Consider the following 23,083-nt stretch of genomic DNA (forward strand, 5'->3'; position numbering starts at 1 on the left):
GAATAAAGAAATAATTAATGAATTAAAGGATGTAAAGAGAGAAATAAAGATTCAAGGTCTTAGTTTTATAATATTCGTAAAAGAAGTCTATTCAATAAGAGAAACTCAATATCTTATTATTTTTCGAGATATAACTACATATAGAAGAGTTGAAAGCAAAATTAAATGTAGTCAAAAGGATTTGAACAATTCCAATAAAGAGCTCAAAAAGGCAATTAGTACATTGAAAGAGACATCTAAGATCGGTGCGAGAAATTATGTAGCAAGAGAATTGCATGATATCATAGGGCATTCTCTTGTAGTAGCTATAAAGCTTCTTGAAGTAGCAAAACTCTATTATAAAAAAGATAAAAATCAAAGTATAGTGGCATTGTATGATGCATCATCATCAATAGGGGCTGGTATAGAGAATATGAATACTATATCCCTAAAAGAAAGAATGGATGGTATCTATACAGGTGAACTACTTAAAAAAGATCTGAGGAAACTTTTTGAACGAATAAAAAATGCGGAGATAAAGACTAATCTACACTTCAAAGGTGTATATTATAAGATTGATGAAAAGGTTTTTGACATTATCAAAAAAGTGTGTACAGAGCTGATAACCAATTCATTGAAGCATAGTGGAGGAACGGAAATTTTTATTTCCGTTAATATAAAAAGAGAAAGTATAAATATTCTTGTCATTGATAACGGAAATGGCTGTGATAATCTAACTAAAGGTAATGGACTTAATGGAATTGAAGAACGTCTCAAACTTATTGATGGAGATGTGGATTTTATAAGTTCGAAGCATGAAGGATTTATGAGTAAGATAAGTATTAATACTTGAATGTTCAACCAATATTCAAGGTTATAAGAAAAAGTAAGTGACTTGCGTTTTGATACAGTGACGTAGGTCATTTTTTATGTACTAATATATGACTTTAGATAATCTGCTTATGACCCTTGCTGTATTGTAAGTAACGCATGTTTTTAATATTATAAAAGTAACAAATCGTAAGGAGGAATTTAACATGACAAAAGCACAAGAGCGTGACTTGAAATTGTCAATTTATTCAGGAGGGATGAGCAATGAATAAAACAAATAAATGGATAAGTGTTTTGGCATATATAGTGTTTTTTATACCTATCCTAGTGGATAGTAACAATGAGGAATATAAATTCCATACTAATCAAGGATTATCTCTATTTCTTCTTGCTGTAGCTATTAGTATGGTAGGTACTTTTGTTCCTGTTATCGGCTGGTTCATCATACTTCCACTAGGTGAAATTTTCTGCTTGGTACTTGCTATCATGGGAATTATTAATGCTTATAATGAGAAGATGAAAGAGCTTCCTATTATAGGTAAAATCAAGATTATTAAATAAAATAGATCCATTGAAAATTAAAATAGGGTAATGATAGTTTCAACCTCTCTAACAATATTATTGGTAGATAATATTGTTAGAGAGGTTGTTTTTTTGTTTTGCAGAGTATCTTGTATAAATGAATTGTAGTTATCAGGAAAGATTCAGAGTGAAATTTAGATACTAAAATTATTTAGTGTATAAAAAACAATAAAAAAAATGGTATAATATGAAATAGATTATAAATAAAAGTATATTTTCATACATAATACGAGTATATTAAGAACAATCAAAGAAATGAGGAAGTTGGATAATGAGAGACATCATATTACAGAAGTTAGAAGAAATAGAACGAGAACATGAAGTGAAAATCCTATATGCCGTTGAATCAGGAAGTAGGGGGTGGGGCTTTGAATCCAAGGATAGTGATTACGATGTAAGATTTATATACATCCACAAACCAGAATGGTATATGTCCATTAAGGAAAAAAGAGATGTCATAGAATTGCCTATAAACGATTTGCTTGATATAAATGGATGGGATTTAAGAAAAACATTGGTGTTATTTAAAAAATCAAATCCTACATTACTGGAATGGCTAAATTCTCCAATAATATATGGGGATAGAACTGATCTAGTTAGTAAACTAAAAGAACTACTCAAAGATTATTTTTCTTCAAAATCATGTATTTATCACTATTTGCATATGGCAGAAGGTAACTATAGGGAGTATTTAAAAGGTGAAGAAATAAAAATTAAAAAATACTTCTATGTACTTAGACCAATTATGGCATGTATGTGGACAGAAAAGTACGGAACTCAACCTCCAATGTTATTTGAAGAGCTTATGAATAATCTGGATTTGGATGAACAATTAATCGATGAAATTGACAAATTACTTGTCATTAAACGAAGTGGTAACGAAATAGACAAGCAAAAGAGAATAAACATCATCAATGTTTTTTTAGATGATAAAATAACTTATTACAAAGAATATGTAAGTAAATTAAACAATAAAAGTAATGATAATATAGAAAAGTTGGATAAACTATTTATAAATACAATATCAGAAGTTTGGGGAGCATAGTTATGCATATTAGATATGCATAAGAAGTCTCTTGTTAAATGTTATTTAGCTTTATGTTGAAAAAGAAGGATAAGTATGATAGATTTAATTTGTATTAAATGAAAAGAATAGAGAATTCAAGGGTGTCTTTTATAATAAAATACTTGATTTAAATAACTTAGGAGGGTTACAAATGGATAATAATGACAGATTAATTAGATTGAGATATGCGCTAGATATTAAAAATTCAGAAATGATAAAGATATTTAAGCTTGGAGGGATAGAAGTAACAAGAGAAAAAGTTCAGAAGATGCTTACCAAATCAAAGAATTCTTACAATGATGAAGTTGACGATGATGAGGTAGAAGAAAAAGAAGAGAATATCAAGTGTAATAATAATACGTTAGAATCATTTTTAAATGGTTTCATCATATTTAAAAGAGGAAGACAAGAGCCAAAATCAGGGCAATCTGAAAGAGCAGCACTAACAATAAAGGATAGTGCAAGTGTTAATAATGTCTTAATTAAAAAAGTGAAAATAGCACTTTCATTAACAAGCGACGATGTTCTTGATATATTTAATGAAGCAGGAGTGGTTGTAACAAAAGGTGAACTAAGTGCGATACTTCGAAAAGAAGGTCATAAGAATTATAAAGAGTGCGGGGATAAATACGCTAGGAATTTTTTGAAAGGGTTAGCTATAAGATATAGAAGGTAGGCCTAGGAAAGTAGATATGTTTAAAATAAACAACTTGCCATAGAAACTGTCAAATAATAACATGATATATGTGATGTAAACACTAAAAAAAATTTAAATATATTAAAACATATAATTTATTAATATTTTTTTTATTAATAAATTATTTTTATTTCAAAAATTACACATTATATTGTATATATATGATATGCTTAATAAAGGTTCAATGCTATTATTCCTTTATTTTCAACGATAGGGGATCACTTTCTACAGTGGGCATACTATTAAATTCTATAATAATTGAAATATATTATTTTGTTCTGTTAGTATTTTACTTTATAAATTCACTCGATAATTTAAACTTAATTGAAATAAATTTTGGCTATCAAACATTAAATAAGATATATTCAAAATTCCTATTGATACTGAATATTTTATTGTTTTGCTGATAAACCTAAATGTATTATGATATGCCTAGGAAGTGATAATTACACTCTTAGAATTATTATTTTAATACAAAATTTAAAATTTTAACAAATTAAATTGGATAAAAAATATATTAATAAATATTATAAAAAACAGATTAGGAGAAAACATATGAATATAACAATTGTTGGTGCAGGTAATGGTGGTACTGCTCTTGCGGCAGATTTAAGTTTAAAAGACCATAAAATAACATTACTTAAAACATCAAATAAAGGGCATAATGAACATTTCAAAAATTTGATTAATAATTTTGGTAAGGTAGTTTATGAAGATTCTGATGGTAAACATATTACTAAAATTCACAAAGTGACAACATCATTTGAGGAGGCTTTAGTACCTGAATCAGAATTAATTATTTTGTTTATACAAACCAATTATCATGAAAATGTTATAAAAAAAATGATACCCTATTTAAAAGATAATCAAGTGATATTAATTGAACCTGGTTATTTAAGTACATCATATTTTATGAAGCATTGCGGGGATTTGAATCTAATTATAGTAGAAGCAGAAAGTTCACCATTAGATTGTAGAATAGTTGAAGCTGGAAAAATAAAAGTTTTGTTTAAGAATATTCGTAATCCCGTTGGAATATATCCGAATAGTTGTAAAACTAAAGCAATGAATATTTTAAATCAATTGGACTACAACTTTATTCCTTTAAAATCAGTAGTGGAGGCAGCACTTCATAATCCTAACCTTATAGTTCATACTATAGGTGCAATTATGAGTATACCTCGTATTGAACATTCAAAAAGTGACTATTGGATGTATCGTGAAGTGTTTACACCAAGTATTTGGAATCTTGTTGAGAAATTAGATTGTGAAAAAATGGAAGTTTTAAAATCATTAGGTATTGAGCCTTTGTCTTATGTAGAAGCATGTAAATTTAGAAACTCGGAAAATCTAGATTTAGATGCCAAAGAAGTATTTTTTGAGTATGCCCAAAATAGTTCAACATCAGGACCTACAGTAAGTAATTCAAGGTATATTACTGAGGATGTTCCAGAAGGACTTGTGTTATTAGAATCTTTAGGAGAATTGCTTAATGTTAGTACACCTATTTGTTCTTCACTTATTAACATTGCTTCAGCTTGTATGAAAACAAACTATAGAGAAGTAGGAAGGAATGTTGATAGATTACAATTAGAAAAAATAATAGGTACACTTAGTAATGAAAATTAAGTAGATATATATTTACCCCCATATTGCAAAAAACCTGTTTAAGTCAACAGGTTTTATTTTTTATTATAAATCTTATGTTGATGTAATAAATGTCAATATTTTGTTTGTTGACATACTGCAATTAGTTTATTATAATATATCTAATAGACATATGCCTAATAGAAGGGAGAGGTTTATTTGGAATTTATAATTTTAGGGCTTCTTTTCTTGAAGCCAACTACAAGCTATGAAATACGACGTTTTATCAAAACAAATCTATCAATGATTTGTTCAGACAGTGCAGGAAGTGTTCAGACTGCACTTAAAAAGTTATTATTACAAGAAAATATTAAATTTCAAGAGTACGTTGAGAATGGAAAAAATAAAAAAGTTTATACCGTTACATCAAAGGGGAAAAGCTATTTCATGAATTGGGTGCAAAGTCCAATGCAACCCCAAAAGACAAAAAATATGGAATTGTCAAAATTATTTTTTCTTGGAATAGCACCTGAAAATTCACGTAAAGAGATGATTGATAAATACATTTTAGAATTAGTTACAATGAAAAGCACACTACTTTCATTAAAGAACGAGTTTGATAAAGTTAAGAATGATACCTTGGCAAAAACAAGTGAGCAAAATATAAAGGATATTTTAGAATATCAGACATACACTTTAGATTATGGTATAGCGGCAATAGAATTCGAGATGGATTGGTACAAAAAATTATTAAAAAGAATTGAGGGGTAGATTATGAAGATAGTAGTTATAAATGGTAGTCCAAAAGGCAAGTATAGTACAACACTTCAAACAATACTATTTTTACAAAAGAAGAACCCTAAACATGATTTTAATATACTGAATGTTGGCCAAAGGATAAAACAATATGAAAAAGATTTTACTGATGCAAAGCAAGCATTAGAAAATACAGAGCTAATTCTATTTGCTTACCCAGTATATACTTTTATCGCACCATATCAGATACACCGTTTTATGGAACTTATGAAAGAAAACAATATTGATTTCAAAAATAAAATAGCAACACAGTTTTCCACATCAAAACATTTTTACGATGTTACAGCACACAAGTACATTGAGGAAAACTGTAATGATCTGGGAGTTAAATATATCCGTGGACTTTCAGCTGATATGGATGATTTACTTTCCAAACAAGGACAGCAAGATGCAGAAAACTTTTTCAATCATCTTATGTATTGTGTGAATAACGATATATGCACTTATCCCACAAAACCATTGCCTAAAAAAGAACGTACTCCATATAAATCAGTACTTGAACAAGTACCTAAGAAAAAAGATACTGACGTAGTAATAGTGACAAATTGCGCCCAAGATGATGAGAATCTAAAAAATATGATAGCTGATTTTCGTGCCGATTTGCCCTATCCTTCGAGAGAAGTCAATGTACGTGAATTTAAGTTTTCTGGCGGATGTTTAGGTTGTTTTAGCTGTGCTGTCAGCGGAAAATGTATTTATAAAGATGGTTTTGATGATTTCTTAAGAAAAGAAATTCAATCAGCAGATGCTATTATATATGCTTTTACTATAAAGGATCACTATACTCATTCAAGTTTTAAATTATATGATGATCGCCAATTTTGCAATGGGCATAGAGCTGTTACAATGGGGATGCCAAGTGCATATCTAATTAGCGGTGACTATAAGAATGAAGGGAATGTGCAAACTATCATTGAAGCTCGTAGTGAGGTTGGCGGAAATTTTCTTGTAGGAGTTGCAACAGATGAGGGTGATACTACAACTGAGATAAAACAGCTTTCAAAAAATTTTGTATACGCTTTTGAGAACAAATTAACTCGTCCAAAAAACTTTTATGGTGTTGGCGGAACAAAAATTTTTCGTGACTTGATTTATTTGATGCGTGGAATGATGAAAGCAGACCATAAATTCTATAAGAAGCATAAAATTTATGATTTTCCTCAAAAACAGATTGGTACAATACTGAAAATGAAATTATTTGGAACATTGATGTCATTACCATCGGTTCAGAAGAAAACCAAGGGGAAAATGAATGAGATAATTATTTCTCCATACCAAAAAGTAATTGAAGCAGCAACGTCACAAGAAGAAAAGTAGGACCTTATTTTCTATTTTATTACATTCTAAAAACTAAATAGATTCATGTCGAATATTATCATAGTATAAATTTTTTGTAATGTAATAATATTCTAAGCCACTAATTCTAAGGTATAGACGTTAAAAGTCTGTATCTTAGAATTTTTTTAACTTATAGGTACTTCTTTTGTTCCTGTGAAATCTATTACTATAATTAGATCAAAACAAGAGATATAATATAATAATTAAATTGTAGAAGTAATAAAATGTATTATAATTATAAAGCTAAGTATTGATATTAATTTAAATATATAATAAATTTAGTGAAATACTAGTAATAATAAATTAAGTAAGATATTAATAACAATAAAGTTTGAAATACTATATTAATATATATAGTTTAATTAATATTTAAAAGCAGAAAAAACAGTTAATAAGACATATAATTGAAAAACAATAACAAAAACATTGAAAAATGTACAAAAAAGTGGTATTATTAAAATAAGATGAAAATTATAACAATACATTTCTAATTGCAATAATGTTTCTATATGTTACTTACAAATGGGAACAGTAGTTACTTATTTATTAAACTAACTTAAATACATAAATTGATGGTTTATATACAAACTATTCGAAAAAGTTATAAAAGTAATATTTCCCCTATTTTCTATATGAGTACAATTAAATGCCGAATCTCTAGCTTTGAAAAACATTTCAGTTTATTACATAGATGGAAATGATATCATTTGGACAAATATAAGCAGATGGTGAGGTACATAATTAAAAGAGTGGTATGCCAAGATTAAATGCAATCAAGTGTAAGTACATTACCAAAACAGCAAGGAGGGATACTATGGATTTCTTAATTTCTAAAGAACAAATGATGTTAAAGAACGAAATCATTGACTTTGCAAAAAATCATCTTAATGACAACAAGTACATAGAAACATTTTCAAGTAAAATGTGGAAAGAAGTTTCTGATTTCGGGTTATTAGGAATTACTGTATCAGAACAATATGGTGGTCTTGGAGAAAGCTATCTAACAGCAGCTTTAATGTTTGAAGCATTAGGGTATGCCTGTAAAAATAATGGATTTATTTTTGTAATCAATAATCATATCTGGGTTAGTCAAAACCTTATTTATCTCTATGGTAGTCAAAAGTTAAAAGAAAAATATTTGGATATGATGGTAGCAGGAGAAAAAATCGGTGCAATTGCTATTACAGAAGCAGAAGCTGGATCGGACGCTATGAGTATGGTTACTCATGCAGAAGATAAAGGGGATCATTATGTCCTGAATGGTACTAAGATGTTTATTTCTAATGGACCTATTGCAGATATCTTCATCGTTTTCGCAGTAACAAGTGAAGGAGCCTTTAAACGTTATACTGCTTTTATTGTAGAGAAAAGCTTTGAAGGATTTGGGGTATGCGAAGACATAAAGAAGATGGGGCTAGGAGCATGCCCCACATCAGAAATTGTACTTGATAATTGTATCGTGCCTAAGGAAAATGTTCTGGGTACATTCAATATGGGAGCTAACATAATGACGGCTGCACTTGAATGGGAGCGTTGCTATGAATTTGCCCCTCATGTAGGTGTCATGCAGAGAGTAATGGAAAAGTGTTTAGAGCATGTAAACAATCGAAAGCAATTTAATAGATTAATAGGTGAAAATCAAGCAATTTCTCATAAAATAGCTGATATGCAAATGAGTATAGAAATGTCGCGATTAATGTTATATAAAATAGCATGGCTAAAAGATCAAGGTAAAAGTGCTTTTATGGAATCTTCTATCTTTAAACTTTATGTCAGCGAAAATTACATTAAGACATGTCGAGATGCCCTTCAGATATTTGGAGCTTATGGGTATACAATAGATTATGAAATTGAACGAGAATTAAGGGATGCCCTTGCGTGCAGTATCTATTCGGGGACTAATGAAATGCAGAAAAACACCATCTATAACATGATTCGAAGTAGAGTGGTATAGGTTATAAATGGGGTTAATATGATTTTGCTTATGAAAGGAAATGATTTACTTGAGAATAGTAATGTGTATAAAACCTGTAAAAAAAGAACTTGTATATAAAGAAGATGATTATCGAGAAAATCTAGTAATAAATCCATATGATCTGTTTGCATTACAAAACATCATTGAGATGAAAAAAGAGGGTACAGAGATAATTTGTATAAGTATGGGTCCAGAGGCGGCTAAAGAAACATTAAGACGTTGTATTGCACTTGGAGTGGATGAGGTTATACATTTAAAAGATAAGCATTTTGCAGGTGCAGATACTATAGCAACTTCCTATGTACTAAAAAAAGCAATTAAAAAAATAGGTGATGTAGATCTTATATGCTGTGGACAAAAAACAGTAGATGGGGAAACAGGACAAGTTGTATATGCTCTTTCTGAACAACTTGATATACCTTGCATAGCTCAGGTAGAGACCATAACGAACCTGAACGCGGATAATGCGTCTATTGAAAGAGAGAATGGTGAATATTTTGAAAAGATACGGGTAGGATTACCTGCGGTCATTTCATATAGAAATTGCACAACAATATATAATAAAATTAACTTATTGAGGTTGAAGCGTGCAAAGAACCATAAAGTAGTTGTTTGGAATATGAGTGATCTACAGATTGACAGATCCAAGTGTGGATTAAAAGGGTCAAAGACCATCGTTCAAGATGTAAATAAAATCAATCCTATCATAAAAAAAGAACAGACCATATTGGATGGGGATGTTAAAGATACAGCGACTATCCTCAAAAATATAATTCTAGGAAAAAACAATGGAGTATGTACATATGGGAAATAAAAAGATATGGATTATAAGTGATGAAAATGTACAATATGCAACAGAACATGTTTTACAGATTCTACATAAAGGGATTGAATTAAAGAGAAATGACAAGGATGAGGTATCTGTTATCTGTGTGGGAGTGAGTCGGGAAGACCAATTTCAGAAATTATTTCAATATGGAGCAGATAGAGTTATCCTATGTGAACATGAAGAAAAATACAGCATTTCATTTTACGTGAAATGTATAGCAGCAATGCTACAAGACAAGCTACCTGATATCATATTATTTCCAGCCTCTATAGCGGGTAGGCAGACTGCTGCAATATTAGCGGTTCGATATGGTGCTGGACTAACTGCTTGCTGTACTGATGTGCAGTATGATGGCGAAATGGATAGATATGTATTCATTAGACCTGCCATGAGTGAATCTGTATTAGCAAAGATAACATGTATTAATGAGAAGCTTCAGATGTGTACAATCAAAGAAAATATATTTGAATCAGCCTTTGTGACAAGTGATACAAGATTCAATATGGAGTATTATTCGTATACAGAAAGTGAATCAGAAAGAGATATTGAGATCTTGGAACGTAAGGAATTAGATCTTAGGGAGCAAGTGGATATTAAATCTGCCAAGGTTATCTTTATCGTTGGAAGAGGAATGAAGCACTCTATGGACTTATGCAAAACAGTTGCGAGAGAATATGGTGCGGTCATTGTAGGAACTAAGGCAGCGGTAGAAGAAAAGATGATTCAAGAGAATAGGCAGATTGGTCAGTCAGGTATGAGTATCAGTCCTGATATTTGTGTTGCGTTTGGAGTATCGGGAGCAACTCAACATATGGTTGGTATCAAGGGTGCACAGCTTATTATTGCGGTTAATACTGATAAAAACGCCCCCATTTTTGAATACTCCGATTACGTTATAGTAGACAAAGGGGAGAATGTATTAACTGAACTTGCAAAATAAGAAATAGGAGAAGTACTAAGGGAGGTAGAATTGACTATGAAAGATGGATTTTATGTCTCTGCTTATATCAATATTTCTAAGTTAGGCAATCTGTATAATGCAGGGCATAGACATGATGAAAGTATTGCTTTGTGGGAAAAAAAAGGACGAAGCGTTTCTTTAATTCATTACTGGGAATTAGAAAGATTAACAGGTATTAAGCAACAGAGGTTACCATTTTTTGATGTTAAGCAGTGTAAAGATATCATTAACGAATTATTAAAGGAATATGATATTGCATTAGATGATGTTGTAGAGATATGGGGTGTGCCAGAGCTACAAGAGGATGATAGTTATTTATCAAAGTACTTGTTTCCTGAATACACACTGCACGGTATCGCTCATTTAGCAACCAATTTGTTTATGGATATGGATATGTTTCGGAGAGAAAATATTCTTTCATTCGCTGTAGACGGTGGTTCGGATTCTATTATTGATGCGTATGATAGAGAATCAATAAGTGAATTCGATCGACATTTTTATATAGGATGTTATTCAGAAGCAGGAAATAATAAGTTGAATTTATTCCCGGTTGTATCTCCAGCTGAATTATGGGGATGGGCTTTGATGCGCTATAACATAAGAGAAGGTACTCTAATGGCATTAGCTTCGGCAAGTGAAAGTGAAGCTTATTATAATGTAGAAGATTTATTACCCTTTGATGAATGTAAGATGGGGGAAAACAGTCGCAATAAAATATTTGAAATGATGAATGAGATTGATCACTATACCAAAGAGGATATAGGGATAAAATTCAATCATTTTGATGAAAGATTCAGCGAGAAGGAAAATCGTATCAGCATGATTATGAAAATCATACAACAAGTGTCATACAGAATTATGGAAAATAGCATTGAAGAAGCTATTGAAAAATTTGGATTACGTCCAGAAGATACTTATCTTGCTATGTCAGGTGGATTTGCTTTGAATTGTCCATGTAACACCTATTTAATGAATAAATACCATTTTAAAGGATTTATAGCACCACCTTGTGTAAGTGATTCCGGCATGGCTATGGGAATTGGATTATCTTCTTTTTATGTAAGAACATCAGGTGATTTCGATTTTAAATTGAATCATGCTTATTATGGTGATAGTTACAATGTAAAAGAGTTCCTGGAAACAGGAGAATTCAGTGATTTCATAGAAAGTGTTGAAGAATTTGATGCAGCTAGGGTAGTAAAAGATATGGAAGAAGACATTGTTGTATGGTTTGAAGGGAGTGCTGAGATTGGACCAAGAGCTCTAGGTGCAAGAAGTTTAATCGGTGATCCTAGATTAAAGGCAACAAAAGATCGATTGAATGAAGTGAAAAAAAGGCAATGGTGGCGACCTGTAGCACCTATTGTTTTAAAAGAAAAAGTTGGTGAATGGTTTTTTAATGATTATGAGTCGCCATTTATGTTACATGCCCTTGAGCTATTAGATGATAAAAAACAACAAGTGCCTGCAATTGTTCATGAAGATGGTTCATCAAGGTTGCAAACTATTGATGAAGAAAGTCCACAAATATATCTCTATAAGGTGATGAAAGAATTTGAAAGATTGTCAGGAGTACCTATTATCTGTAATACCTCTTTGAATGATAAGGGAGAGCCTATAATAAATAAAATTGAAGAAGCATGTAATTTTGCTTTGCGTAAAAATATTAAAGTGGGTTACTTTAATGGCTATAGATTCTCATTTAAAAACCATGAACAATATAATAAACAAGAAGTATTAGAGCGAAATCTTCAAATGGAAGTATGGAAGGATGAGTTGGAAAAACAAGAACTCATTAAACGATATAATCCATATAACATTTCTCAAAAAGAAATCTTTGTATATACATTTACCAACTTATATAAAGGTATCGAATTATTCGAATTAGATTATGAAAAACAAAAGGAAGTTGCAAATAAAATAAAAACGCTTTGTAAACAAAAGCCATTATTCAATAAACAAATTCTCCTTACAAGAATGATGAATGCTAACGTAAATAGGAAAAAAACTATAGAAGGAAAGGAGGAAGCGTAATGAAAAATGGATATTATTTATCAGCATATCTAGAAATTGCTCAAGTGAGAAATATTTTTACTATAGGTTATAGACATGATAATTGTGTCGCTCTATGGGAAAAAAATGATTATGATGTAAAACTCATACGTTACTGGGAACTTGAACGATTAACTGGATATAAGCAGAATAGTTTTGCCTTATATGACAAAGAACACTGTGAAGATATTCTAAGAGGTCTTCTGAAAAAAGAAGGATTGACCTTAGAAGATATTATAGAAATCTGGGGTGTTCCAGAATTGTTAGCAGATGATAGCTATTTATCAAAACATCATTATCCTGAGTATACATACCACTGTATGTCACATTTATCTTCTTGTATGTTAATAGATACAAAACTATCTAAACAAGAAAATATTCTTGGATTCAATTTAGATGGAGGTTCAGACTGTGTTGTTGATGCATACAACAAAGAGGGTGAAGTCGGTGAGATAGAAAAATATCCATTTGCTGGGGCTTATTCTAGTGCGGGAAGTACAGATATTATGATATCTCCAGCCTATTCTCCAGGTGCCTTTTGGCTTTATGTAGCTATTCACTATAATATGCGAGAGGGAAGTCTAATGGCTCTTGCTTCTGCAAGTGAGAGTAAGGCATATTTAGAAGTTGAGGATATTCTTGTTAATAGGTCTTATCAAATAGATAGTCCAGACCATGCTGAAAATAAAATCCTCGACCTAGTTAGAGAAATTGATTCCTATACCAAAGAGGATTCAGGTATCAAGTTCAATTATTTTGATAGTAGATTCAGTGAAGAAGAAAATAAGATAAGTATGGTCATGAAGATCATACAAAATATGTCCTATAGGATTATGGAAAAAAATATTGAAAATGCTATTAAAGATTTTGGCATAGTTCCAGAGGAAACTTATTTAGCTATGTCAGGTGGATTTGCTTTGAACTGTCCATGTAATACACATTTAATGAACAAATATCATTTCAAAGGTTTTGTTGCACCGCCTTGTGTAAGTGATTGTGGTATGGCTTTAGGTATTGGACTTTTTACATTTTATGATAAGACAGAAGGGAAATTTGATTTTAAGCTAGAATCAGCATATTGCGGGGAAAGTGATAGCTTAGAAGTGTTTCTTGAAAATAATGAATTTGAAGGATTTATCCATTCTATTGAAGAATTTGAACCAAGTAGGGCTGCTGAAGATTTAATAAATGAGCCGATTGTATGGTTTGATGGTCATACAGAAATTGGTCCACGTGCCTTAGGAGGAAGAAGTATATTGGGTGATCCACGGAAACAAGCAACAAAAGATGTCCTAAATACTATAAAAAAAAGGCAATGGTGGAGACCAGTTGCGCCAATTGTATTAAAGGAATGCGTTGGAGACTGGTTTGAAAACAATTACGAGTCACCATATATGCTACATACAATCAAAATAAAGGATGAAAAAGTGGACCAAGTCATAGCCATTGCACATTCTAATGGAACAGCAAGATTACAAACAATTGATAAGGATACTAAGCAAAAAAGATTGTATCAATTAATGGAAGCATTTTATTCAATGACTGGAGTACCCATAATATGTAATACATCTCTAAATGATAAGAGTGAGCCGATTATTAATTGTATTGATGAAGCCTTTAATTTTGCCTTAAGAAAGAAAATAAATTTAATGTATGTTAATGGACATAGAATAAGATTAAGAAATCATGAAAATTATACAGAACTACAACCGTTACGTAGAAAATTAACTTTGGGCAAGTGGAAGAGTAACGAAGAGTACCTGCAATTATATAACAAATTCAATCCCTATAATATTAACGATGAATTAATTATGACTAAAATAATGTGGGGAATACCAGTTGATAGGATCAGTGATCATGATAATAAGCGTAGTGCATTGAAAAGTGCTGTGGAAACAAAGATGTTTATGACTAAAGTAGGCATTCTACGGAGAAAAAGAACTACTTTACTATATGATATCTTTAGTCAAATAAAAGAAAAGGAATTAGATTTTGATGAAGTAGAAGAATCTATATAAGTCAAATTTATAAACAAGGTAATATATTGAACTTATTAAAATAGTTTTTAGATGTTTAAGTTCAATGTATATATATAATGGTGAAAAGAGAGAAGGGTTAAATTATGAAAAAAGAATTAAAAGATGGCTATTATTTATCTGCATATGTTGAAATTGATCCTCTAGGTAATATATATAAGTTTGCTCATAGACATGATCAAAACATAGCATTATGGCAGGTAGAGCAAAAAGAAGTAAAGTTAATGCATTATTGGGAGTTAGAAAGACTAAGTGGTATGAAGAAGCATCAATCTTGTTTTTTTGATAAGAACCAATTCTATGATTTGATGAATGATTTATTAGTAGCTTATGGGTTGAGTATGGAAGATATCATAGAAGTATATGGAACACCTGAACTAGGAGATAAGGATGAATATATGTCTATCCAGCGTTATCCTGAATTTACCTATCATTCAATGTGTCACCTATCTTCTTGCCTTTTTATGGACACAGAAATCTATCATAATGAAAAGGTATTGGTACTTTCAGTTGATGGAGGTTCAGACATTGTATCTGATACAGTAGCCTTCACCCGTTCTCCATTTATAGGATGTTATTCTGACTATAAAAAAGGTCAGTTTGAATTGAAATCAGTATGCTCCCCTGGTATTTTGTGGGGATTTATAAGCTGTCATTATTCCATGAGAGAAGGAAGTTTGATGGCACTAGCCAGTGCAAGCAAAAGTGTTGCCTACTATGACATGGAAGATATACTGTTATACAGCAATATAGAAGTACCAAAAGATGTATGTGATAATATCAATGTTTTATTAGATTTCGTGGATAATTTAACCGAAGAAGATGCAGGCAATAAGTTTAATTATTTTGACCCAAGATTTAGTGAGAAGGAAAATAAAATAAGTATGGTAATGAAAATAATTGAAGAAATGTCCTATCATATTATGGAACACAATATAGGGCTGTTTATAGAAGAATATGGAATTGATACAAAAGAGGTTTATCTAGCTGTAGCTGGAGGATTTGCTTTGAACTGTCCTTGTAACACTTATTTGATGAACAAGTATCATTTCAAAGGATTTATGGCACCACCATGTGTAAGTGATAGTGGTATGGCATTAGGAATTGGATTATATGCATTCTATGATAGATCAAATGGATCGTTCAACTTTAAATTGCAAGACGCCTATTTGGGAGACCGAAGTGATTTAAATGAATTTCATTTAGATGATTATAGCCAGTTCATAAAAAGTATGAGTGACTTTGATCCAAAACAGGCAGCTATGGATATAATAGAATACCCCCTTGTATGGATTGAAAATGGTGCTGAAATAGGACCTAGAGCACTTGGCTCAAGAAGTATACTAGGTGACCCTAGAAAGCAGGAAACCAAGGATATACTCAATCATATCAAGAAAAGACAGTGGTGGCGCCCAGTTGCCCCTATTGTTATAAAAGATAAGATTCACGAATGGTTCGAGAATGATTTCGAATCACCTTATATGCTACATGCATCAAAAATTCGGGAAGATAAGGATGAGGAAGTCATTGCCATTGTACATGAAAATAGAACTGCGAGACTTCAAAGTATAGATAAAACCAGTAGACAGAAGAAAATATATCAAGTGATGGAAAACTTCAATGAAATCACAGGAGTTCCTATTATATGCAATACATCCTTAAATGATAAAGGTGAGCCTATAATTAATAACATTGAACAAGCCTTTAATTTTGCATTAAGAAAGGATATCAAAGTTATGTATATTGATGGGAAACGGGTTGAACTTATGAACCACCAATGTTATAACGAAAAGGTTCCAGCAAAGAGAAATGTTAGTTTGAATATGTGGAGTAATAAAGAAGAGTATGAACATTTAGTCAAGGATTATAATCCACATGAAATTTCTCTAGGAGCTATATTCTACTATATTCACCTGAAAATAAATGATACAGAGCTGTTACAAGATAAGAGAGAGTGTAAGAAATTGGAAATTAAATCAAAGATGTATTTTAGTACGTTACCACCTTTCTTAAAAGTTGAATTGGACAAAATGATTAGTGAAAATAAATATTATGAAAAATTTAAGGAGGCAATCAACCTATGAACATAGGCATAATAGGAGCAGGAGTCATGGGCAGAGGTGTCGCATTAGCTTATGCTCAATATGGTCATAACATCGTGTTGGTAGATAGAGAAACAGACGTATTGGAACAAGCTATGAAACAGATAAAAACAGATTATCGTTTTCAAGGTATGTATGGGAAAAAGTGTGAGGACACAATAGATAATATTCTTGGGCGTATAACATTCACAACTAAGCTTGAGGATGTTGAAATCTGTGAATATATTATTGAGAATGTTACTGAGAACTGGGAGATAAAAAAGAATGTATATTTGCAATTAAACAAAATATGTAAGGAAGACACAATCTATGCAGTTAATACCTCATGTTTTTCCATTACACAAGTAGGCGCACTTATGCATAAACCAGAAAATATCATAGGATCTCACTATATGAATCCAGCGCATATCAAGTCAACTGTTGAAGTAATAAAGGGATACCACACATCAGATAAGACAATAGAAGCAACACTTAATTTATTAAAAACAATTGAAAAAGAAGGCGTTGTAGTCAATGATCTTCCAGGTTTCGTATCCAATCGTGTATTGATGCTAACAGTTAATGAAGCTATATTTTTGGTACACGAGGGAGTAGCAGAACCAAAAGATGTGGATAAAATCTTCAAACAATGCTTTGGACACAAAATGGGTCCATTGGAGACGGCGGATTTAATTGGTCTTGATACGATTTTGTTTTCTGTAGAGGTACTTTACGAAAGCTACTGTGACAGTAAATATAGACCTTGTCCTTTATTAAAGAAAATGGTTAATGCCGGATTGCTTGGTAGAAAAAGCGGCAAGGGTTTCTATGTCTATAATTATTGAGAAGGAGAATGAAGATGAATAGAGAAAATATTAGTATAAAATTAAAAACGTTTTTAGGAAAGTTCTTTGGGAAAAAAAATGTAGAGACATTAGGAGATGATGATGATTTCTTTGATTTAGGTTTCGTTAATTCTTTGTTTGCTATGCAACTCATTACATTCATTGAAACGGAATTTGATGTAGCTATAGATGTAGTGGAATTGAATATGGATAATTTTAATACTCTAAATAAGATTATGGATATTATTGAAAAGAAGATGAACTAACTTAGTAGGAGGGAGTCATGTTAGATGTCCAATAAAAATAATAAAATAAAATGTGTTGTATGGGATCTAGATAATACTTTATGGGAAGGAGTTCTTATTGAAGATAAAGAAGTAATATTGAAAAGCCATGTTCTCTGCATAATCAAAGAACTTGACCATAGAGGTATTCTTCAGTCTATATCAAGTAAAAACAACTATGAAGATGCTATGGCTAAATTAGATGAACTTGGCATAAAAGAATATTTTTTATACCCTCAGATTAGCTGGAGTAGTAAGTCTCAAGCTGTAAAAGAAATTATTCGTTGTTTGAATATTGGTGCGAATACAATTGCCTTCATCGATGATCAGAATTTTGAACGAGATGAGGTAAAGACTTCTATACCAGAAGTTACGTGTATTGATGCAGATGAATTGACAGATATACTGGATATGGATATGTTCATTCCTGATTTCATTACAAAGGATTCAATGAAAAGAAGAGAGATGTACATAGCTGATTATCACCGAAAGAAAGTTGAAGAGACATATCAAGGACCACAAGAAGATTTTTTGGCATCCTTAGATATGAAGATTAGTATCCAAAATGCAAAAGATGAGGATTTGGATAGGGTAATCGAACTAACAGAGAGAACAAATCAATTAAACACAACAGGGTATACCTATTCCTATGAAGAATTAAAACTTATGCAGAATTCGGATGAACACAAATTATTGATTGTAGGATTAGATGATAAGTACGGAACTTATGGAAAAATAGGCATTATCTTAATCGACACAAGTAATGAACGATGGGTACTGGAATTGTTTATCATGTCATGTAGAGTCATGTCCAGAGGTATAGGAACCATTTTGCTTAATTATATCATGAATATGGCTCAGACAGCTGATAGAGAATTGTATGCTAAGTTCATTACAACTCAGAAGAATAAGATGATGCAGCTCACATACAATTTGGCAGGGTTCAAAGTTTTTGAAAACAAAGAGGATTATACTCTTATGAAAAATGACTTGAGTAGAATACAAAAGATGCCTGAATATGTCACATTGATTACAGATCTTCCTGAATATGAAGAGGATGAGATAAGGAGGATATATGGATAAGATAGCTATGGTATTTCCAGGTCAAGGAGCCCAATATGTGGGAATGGGAGAATCTTTTTATAATAATTATTTGATATGTAGGCAGACCTATGAGGAAGCAAGTGATATATCAGGAGTAGATGTAGCTAACTTATGCTTTAAAAGTAGCCTTGGGACCCTGAGCAAAATGAAGAATATGCAATTGGCAGTAACAACCACTTGTGTCGCTATTGCCCGTGCTTATTTCTATGAATATGGAATGACTCCACAATTCTGTGCAGGACATAGCGTAGGTGAAATAGCAGCATTCATTACCTCAGGTGCTGTTCGCTTTTCAGATGGTATCAAGATACTTATGAGGCGAGGAGAATTACTAGAAGATGTCTATAAACAACATCTAGGAACTATGTTGATTGCTGAAGAAGTGGGTTTTGATACGGTGGAACAATTAATTGAGGATTCCAAGTTGAATAAAGACGTATATATTTCCTGTGAGAGTTCCAATAATCAAATACTCATTAGCGGAACAGATGAAGGTATTGATACAATGCAAGAGAAGCTTCTTGATAGTGATGCAAGGATAACACCACTCATCACAAGTACACCTATGCATTGTCCTTTAATGGGAAGTATCGAGAAAATATTTTATGACTACCTTTGTGGATTTGAGTTTTATCCTTTTAGAATACCTGTAATCACTAATTTACAGGGTAAACCTTTTAGTGATAAAGAACTCATTCCAGAAGTGATGTCAAAGCATCTTACACATCCTGTTCAGTGGAAGAGAATAATTGAATGTATGAAGAAATATGGTGTATCCGTTGCTTTAGAAATGGGACCTAAGAATTTAGTAACAAGCCTTATCGAAAACATAGCCCCAGGGATGACTGCCTATTGTTTTGGTAAGAAAATGGATAGAAAATATTTTCATGAGAATTTTCTTGCAGATGAAAATTACAAGAAGGATATTCCGGATTTCATGAGTCGTTGCCTTGGTATTGCAGTAGCTACTAAGAATGATAATGTATCCAGTGAGGATTATCAAAAAGGTGTAGTCGATAATTATAACTGTATCAAAAAACTACATAAAGATATTGAAGATAGTCATAGAAAGGTTGTAAAAACTGATTTGGAAATGGCACTACAATATTTTGAGAATATCATGAAGGCAAAAAGAGTACCAGATGAAGAACGAAGAAGCTGGATAAAACAATTGCTGGATGAAACAAGTAATTATTATCTGTTAGAAGAATATTATTCTCAAAAGGCATGATTATAGTAACGAACACTTTATTTATTGTGGGAAAGGATTGGTTGGTATGATACTATACTGCGTTCCACATGCTGGAAGTTCAGCACTCAACTATTATCAATGGAAGATACATATGACAGATAATATTAGAATTGTTCCTCTAGAATTGGCAGGGAGAGGAGCTAAGTCTGATCAAGCCTTATATAGTTGCTTTGATGAAGCAGTAGATGATCTGGTGGAGGATATAATTAACTATCAATCAGATGATGAAGAATATGCTTTATTTGGGCATAGCCTAGGCTGCTGGTTAGTTTATCATGTGTACTTTAGATTGATAAAGAAGGGGATGAAGCCACCAGTGCATATATTTTTTTCTGGTAGATGGTCTCCATTAACTGAGAAAGAAGAGCTGAATTATAGAGATATGACAGATCAAGAATTTATGAATAGAATTAAGGAAATCGGTGGTACTAGCGAGAAAATAATAAATTCTACCGAATTTTTGGATAAGTATCTAAAAATATTCAGAAGCGATTTTGCCATTATTGAGGAATATCAAAATCCTACAGAAAATGAATTGATTGAAAGTGATATAACAATATTAAGTGGCACAGAAGACAGTTCTATCAAAAATTCGGAACTTCTTGAGTGGCGTAAGACTACTAGTGGAATGTGTACTATATGTAAGATTAATGGAGGACATTTCTTTCACCTTGAGAATATGAAAGACACTATTAACGTTATAGTAAATAAATTAGAAGGTTGAGTTAATAGCAATTATTAAAATTAAAAAAGGGAAGGGGGAAATAAAAAAATATGGAAAAAGTGAAAGAGTTACTCTATAACCTTAGAGAAGAAAAGGAAAAGGGAGCATACTTTGTTCATTCCCATGAAAATATAAACTTTACCTGTTATCGTGATTTATTTAGACAAAGTCTGTGGATGAAGAATTATCTATATGAAAGAGGTATTAGGCCAAAAGATGAAGTCATTATATCCATGGATAATTCAGAGTGGTTCTATATAACACTTTGGGCATGTATATTAGGGGATTTTATTGCTGCCCCAGTAAGTATTAAAAGAGATGATATAGATAAGCTAAGTTGTGTCCTGGAGGTTTGTCATAATGCTTTCATTGTCACAGATGATGAAGCCCTAAGCCAAGAAATTAATCAAGGAGAATTATCTCTCAAAGATTGTATATGTTGGAATACAGAAATGACAGATGGACTTGAGAGTGGGTTAAAAGAAACAACATACACAAATATAGAGGATGCCATTTTAGGTGATGAAGAGTGTGATTCTGATATAGTCTATATTCAACTTTCCTCAGGATCAACAAGTGATATTAAAGGAGTGGGAATAACCAATCTAGGAATCATACAAAATGTTGATAATATTTATTCAAGTAGACACTTGTATGGAGAAGAAGTATTTGTTACGTGGATTCCTTTATATCATAATTTTGGCTTGTTCCTTAATATGTTTATACCTATTAGACATCAGCATAATGCTCACATTATTGATACACAATATGTGGTAAAAGATCCTGTATTCTATTTGGATTATTGCAATAGGGTTAAAGGAACCATTGCATCTGGAACTAATTTCTACCTTAATTTTATTATTAAGCTACTACAGGAAAAAGGAGTAAAGAGGGAGTGGGACTTTTCCTTTTTACACACAATGTTCTTAGGAGCAGAACCTATATCCATTAACTTATGCAATCAATTTGCTGAGTACATGAAAGAAAGTAAGTTCCAGCGATTTGCATTATCACCAGCTTATGGATTAACGGAAGGTACTTTGGCTGTTTCAGTTACGACAGATGAGGACTGCATTAAGAAAATATCTGTTAGTAAAGAGAGCATGAGTATTGGTAATACCATAGAGATTATTTCAGATGATAATCCTCTGGCTTCAGAAATAATTAGCGTAGGAAAGCCTCTTCCTGCTTTCAAGTTGAAGGTCGTTGACTTGGATGGAAATACATTAGAGGATGGTCGCGTTGGTTTAATATTTATTGCAGGAAATTGTGTACTAAATAATTATTACAATCGTGAACGGGATGAAAATTTTATAGGTGAATGGTTCAATACAGGTGATATCGGATTTATCTATGATGGGAATCTACATATTACAGCACGCTATAAAGAGATGTTCATATATAACGGTAAAAATTATTACGACAATGATATTGAAAAATATATTCAGAAGCTAGATATTTTTAAGGAGGAGAGAATTATCATTCATGGATACCGTAAGAATGTGGATGATGTCAATGATAATGTGATCTGTTTCATACAAGGAAACACTCCTATGGAAATACTGGTTAGTAAAATAAAAAGTGTATTATCTCATATGAACAATATGTTAGGAATATATATTGACGATTTTGTATTGGTGGATAATATCCCTATGACTGTTAGTGGGAAAGTGCAACGTTATAAGTTAATAAAGAATTATATAAGAGGTGATTACAACAATCAAATAGGTACATTGGCTAAGGTAATGGAAGAAGCTAATAATATTATTGAGTGTGATGTATCTGCTATTGAAGATTTTATTGCAGAAACCTTAGAAGACGTTGTAGATCATCAACTTGATTATAGTGGTTCATTTATGTCTATGGGACTTGACTCTCTTCAAATAGCTAAATTACATATGGCTATTAATATAAAATATGGTGATTGTATTTCCATCGCTGAGCTTTTTGAATACACAACCATTGAGACATTGGCAGAATATATTGTGGAGAGGGTACATGTTAGAAAAGAAATGGGAACTCTAATTGGCTAGGGGAGAGATAA

Annotated in this window: 19 protein-coding genes; all 19 read left to right on the top strand. The window is 31.7% G+C overall.

Annotation, left to right across the window (positions count from 1 at the left end; translation table 11 throughout):
* Positions 1-832 (top strand): sensor histidine kinase (locus tag ACX6CF_RS05020; protein WP_458784208.1); only part of this gene is annotated, 832 nt, incomplete at its 5' end.
* A gap of 242 nt (positions 833-1,074) precedes the next feature.
* Positions 1,075-1,371, top strand: a complete 297-nt coding sequence (locus ACX6CF_RS05025) for a hypothetical protein (RefSeq protein ID WP_458784209.1) — start codon at positions 1,075-1,077, stop codon at positions 1,369-1,371.
* Between the two features lie 292 nt (positions 1,372-1,663).
* On the top strand, positions 1,664-2,437 hold the full coding sequence (locus ACX6CF_RS05030; RefSeq protein WP_458784210.1) for a nucleotidyltransferase domain-containing protein: 774 nt from the start codon (positions 1,664-1,666) through the stop codon (positions 2,435-2,437).
* A 172-nt stretch (positions 2,438-2,609) separates the two neighbouring features.
* Entirely contained in the window at positions 2,610-3,134 is a 525-nt protein-coding gene (locus ACX6CF_RS05035; RefSeq protein WP_458784211.1) for a YehS family protein, read from the top strand.
* 576 nt (positions 3,135-3,710) lie between these two features.
* Positions 3,711-4,784 carry an NAD/NADP octopine/nopaline dehydrogenase family protein gene (locus ACX6CF_RS05040; RefSeq protein ID WP_458784212.1) on the top strand — a complete coding sequence of 358 codons (1,074 nt, stop codon included), beginning with the start codon at positions 3,711-3,713 and terminating at the stop codon, positions 4,782-4,784.
* 177 nt (positions 4,785-4,961) lie between these two features.
* Positions 4,962-5,513, top strand: a complete 552-nt coding sequence (locus tag ACX6CF_RS05045) for a PadR family transcriptional regulator (RefSeq protein ID WP_458784213.1) — start codon at positions 4,962-4,964, stop codon at positions 5,511-5,513.
* Positions 5,514-5,516: 3 nt separating this feature from the next.
* Entirely contained in the window at positions 5,517-6,875 is a 1,359-nt protein-coding gene (locus ACX6CF_RS05050; protein WP_458784214.1) for an NAD(P)H-dependent oxidoreductase, read from the top strand.
* Between the two features lie 835 nt (positions 6,876-7,710).
* Positions 7,711-8,850 carry an acyl-CoA dehydrogenase family protein gene (locus tag ACX6CF_RS05055; RefSeq protein ID WP_458784215.1) on the top strand — a complete coding sequence of 380 codons (1,140 nt, stop codon included), beginning with the start codon at positions 7,711-7,713 and terminating at the stop codon, positions 8,848-8,850.
* A 49-nt stretch (positions 8,851-8,899) separates the two neighbouring features.
* Positions 8,900-9,685, top strand: a complete 786-nt coding sequence (locus tag ACX6CF_RS05060; protein WP_458784216.1) for an electron transfer flavoprotein subunit beta/FixA family protein — start codon at positions 8,900-8,902, stop codon at positions 9,683-9,685.
* Positions 9,675-10,640: an electron transfer flavoprotein subunit alpha/FixB family protein gene (locus tag ACX6CF_RS05065; RefSeq protein WP_458784217.1), complete on the top strand. Its 966-nt coding sequence runs from the start codon at positions 9,675-9,677 to the stop codon at positions 10,638-10,640. The genes ACX6CF_RS05060 and ACX6CF_RS05065 overlap by 11 nt, the downstream gene beginning before the upstream one ends.
* 36 nt (positions 10,641-10,676) lie before the next feature.
* Positions 10,677-12,695 carry a carbamoyltransferase C-terminal domain-containing protein gene (locus ACX6CF_RS05070; RefSeq protein ID WP_458784218.1) on the top strand — a complete coding sequence of 673 codons (2,019 nt, stop codon included), beginning with the start codon at positions 10,677-10,679 and terminating at the stop codon, positions 12,693-12,695.
* A complete protein-coding gene (locus ACX6CF_RS05075) occupies positions 12,695-14,731 on the top strand; it encodes a carbamoyltransferase C-terminal domain-containing protein (RefSeq protein WP_458784219.1) in 2,037 nt (678 codons plus the stop codon). Before ACX6CF_RS05070 ends, ACX6CF_RS05075 begins: the two co-directional genes overlap by 1 nt.
* 104 nt (positions 14,732-14,835) lie before the next feature.
* Positions 14,836-16,833, top strand: a complete 1,998-nt coding sequence (locus ACX6CF_RS05080; protein ID WP_458784220.1) for a carbamoyltransferase C-terminal domain-containing protein — start codon at positions 14,836-14,838, stop codon at positions 16,831-16,833.
* A complete protein-coding gene (locus ACX6CF_RS05085) occupies positions 16,830-17,675 on the top strand; it encodes a 3-hydroxyacyl-CoA dehydrogenase family protein (RefSeq protein ID WP_458784221.1) in 846 nt (281 codons plus the stop codon). The genes ACX6CF_RS05080 and ACX6CF_RS05085 overlap by 4 nt, the downstream gene beginning before the upstream one ends.
* A 14-nt stretch (positions 17,676-17,689) precedes the next feature.
* Positions 17,690-17,941 carry a phosphopantetheine-binding protein gene (locus ACX6CF_RS05090; protein ID WP_458784222.1) on the top strand — a complete coding sequence of 84 codons (252 nt, stop codon included), beginning with the start codon at positions 17,690-17,692 and terminating at the stop codon, positions 17,939-17,941.
* A gap of 24 nt (positions 17,942-17,965) precedes the next feature.
* Positions 17,966-19,042 carry an HAD-IIIC family phosphatase gene (locus ACX6CF_RS05095; protein ID WP_458784223.1) on the top strand — a complete coding sequence of 359 codons (1,077 nt, stop codon included), beginning with the start codon at positions 17,966-17,968 and terminating at the stop codon, positions 19,040-19,042.
* Positions 19,035-20,294, top strand: a complete 1,260-nt coding sequence (locus ACX6CF_RS05100; RefSeq protein WP_458784224.1) for an ACP S-malonyltransferase — start codon at positions 19,035-19,037, stop codon at positions 20,292-20,294. Before ACX6CF_RS05095 ends, ACX6CF_RS05100 begins: the two co-directional genes overlap by 8 nt.
* 46 nt (positions 20,295-20,340) lie before the next feature.
* Entirely contained in the window at positions 20,341-21,039 is a 699-nt protein-coding gene (locus ACX6CF_RS05105; RefSeq protein ID WP_458784225.1) for a thioesterase II family protein, read from the top strand.
* Positions 21,040-21,089: 50 nt separating this feature from the next.
* On the top strand, positions 21,090-23,072 hold the full coding sequence (locus ACX6CF_RS05110) for a non-ribosomal peptide synthetase (RefSeq protein ID WP_458784226.1): 1,983 nt from the start codon (positions 21,090-21,092) through the stop codon (positions 23,070-23,072).
* Positions 23,073-23,083: the final 11 nt, after the last annotated feature.

The sequence above is a fragment of the Vallitalea sediminicola genome (genome assembly GCF_054408565.1).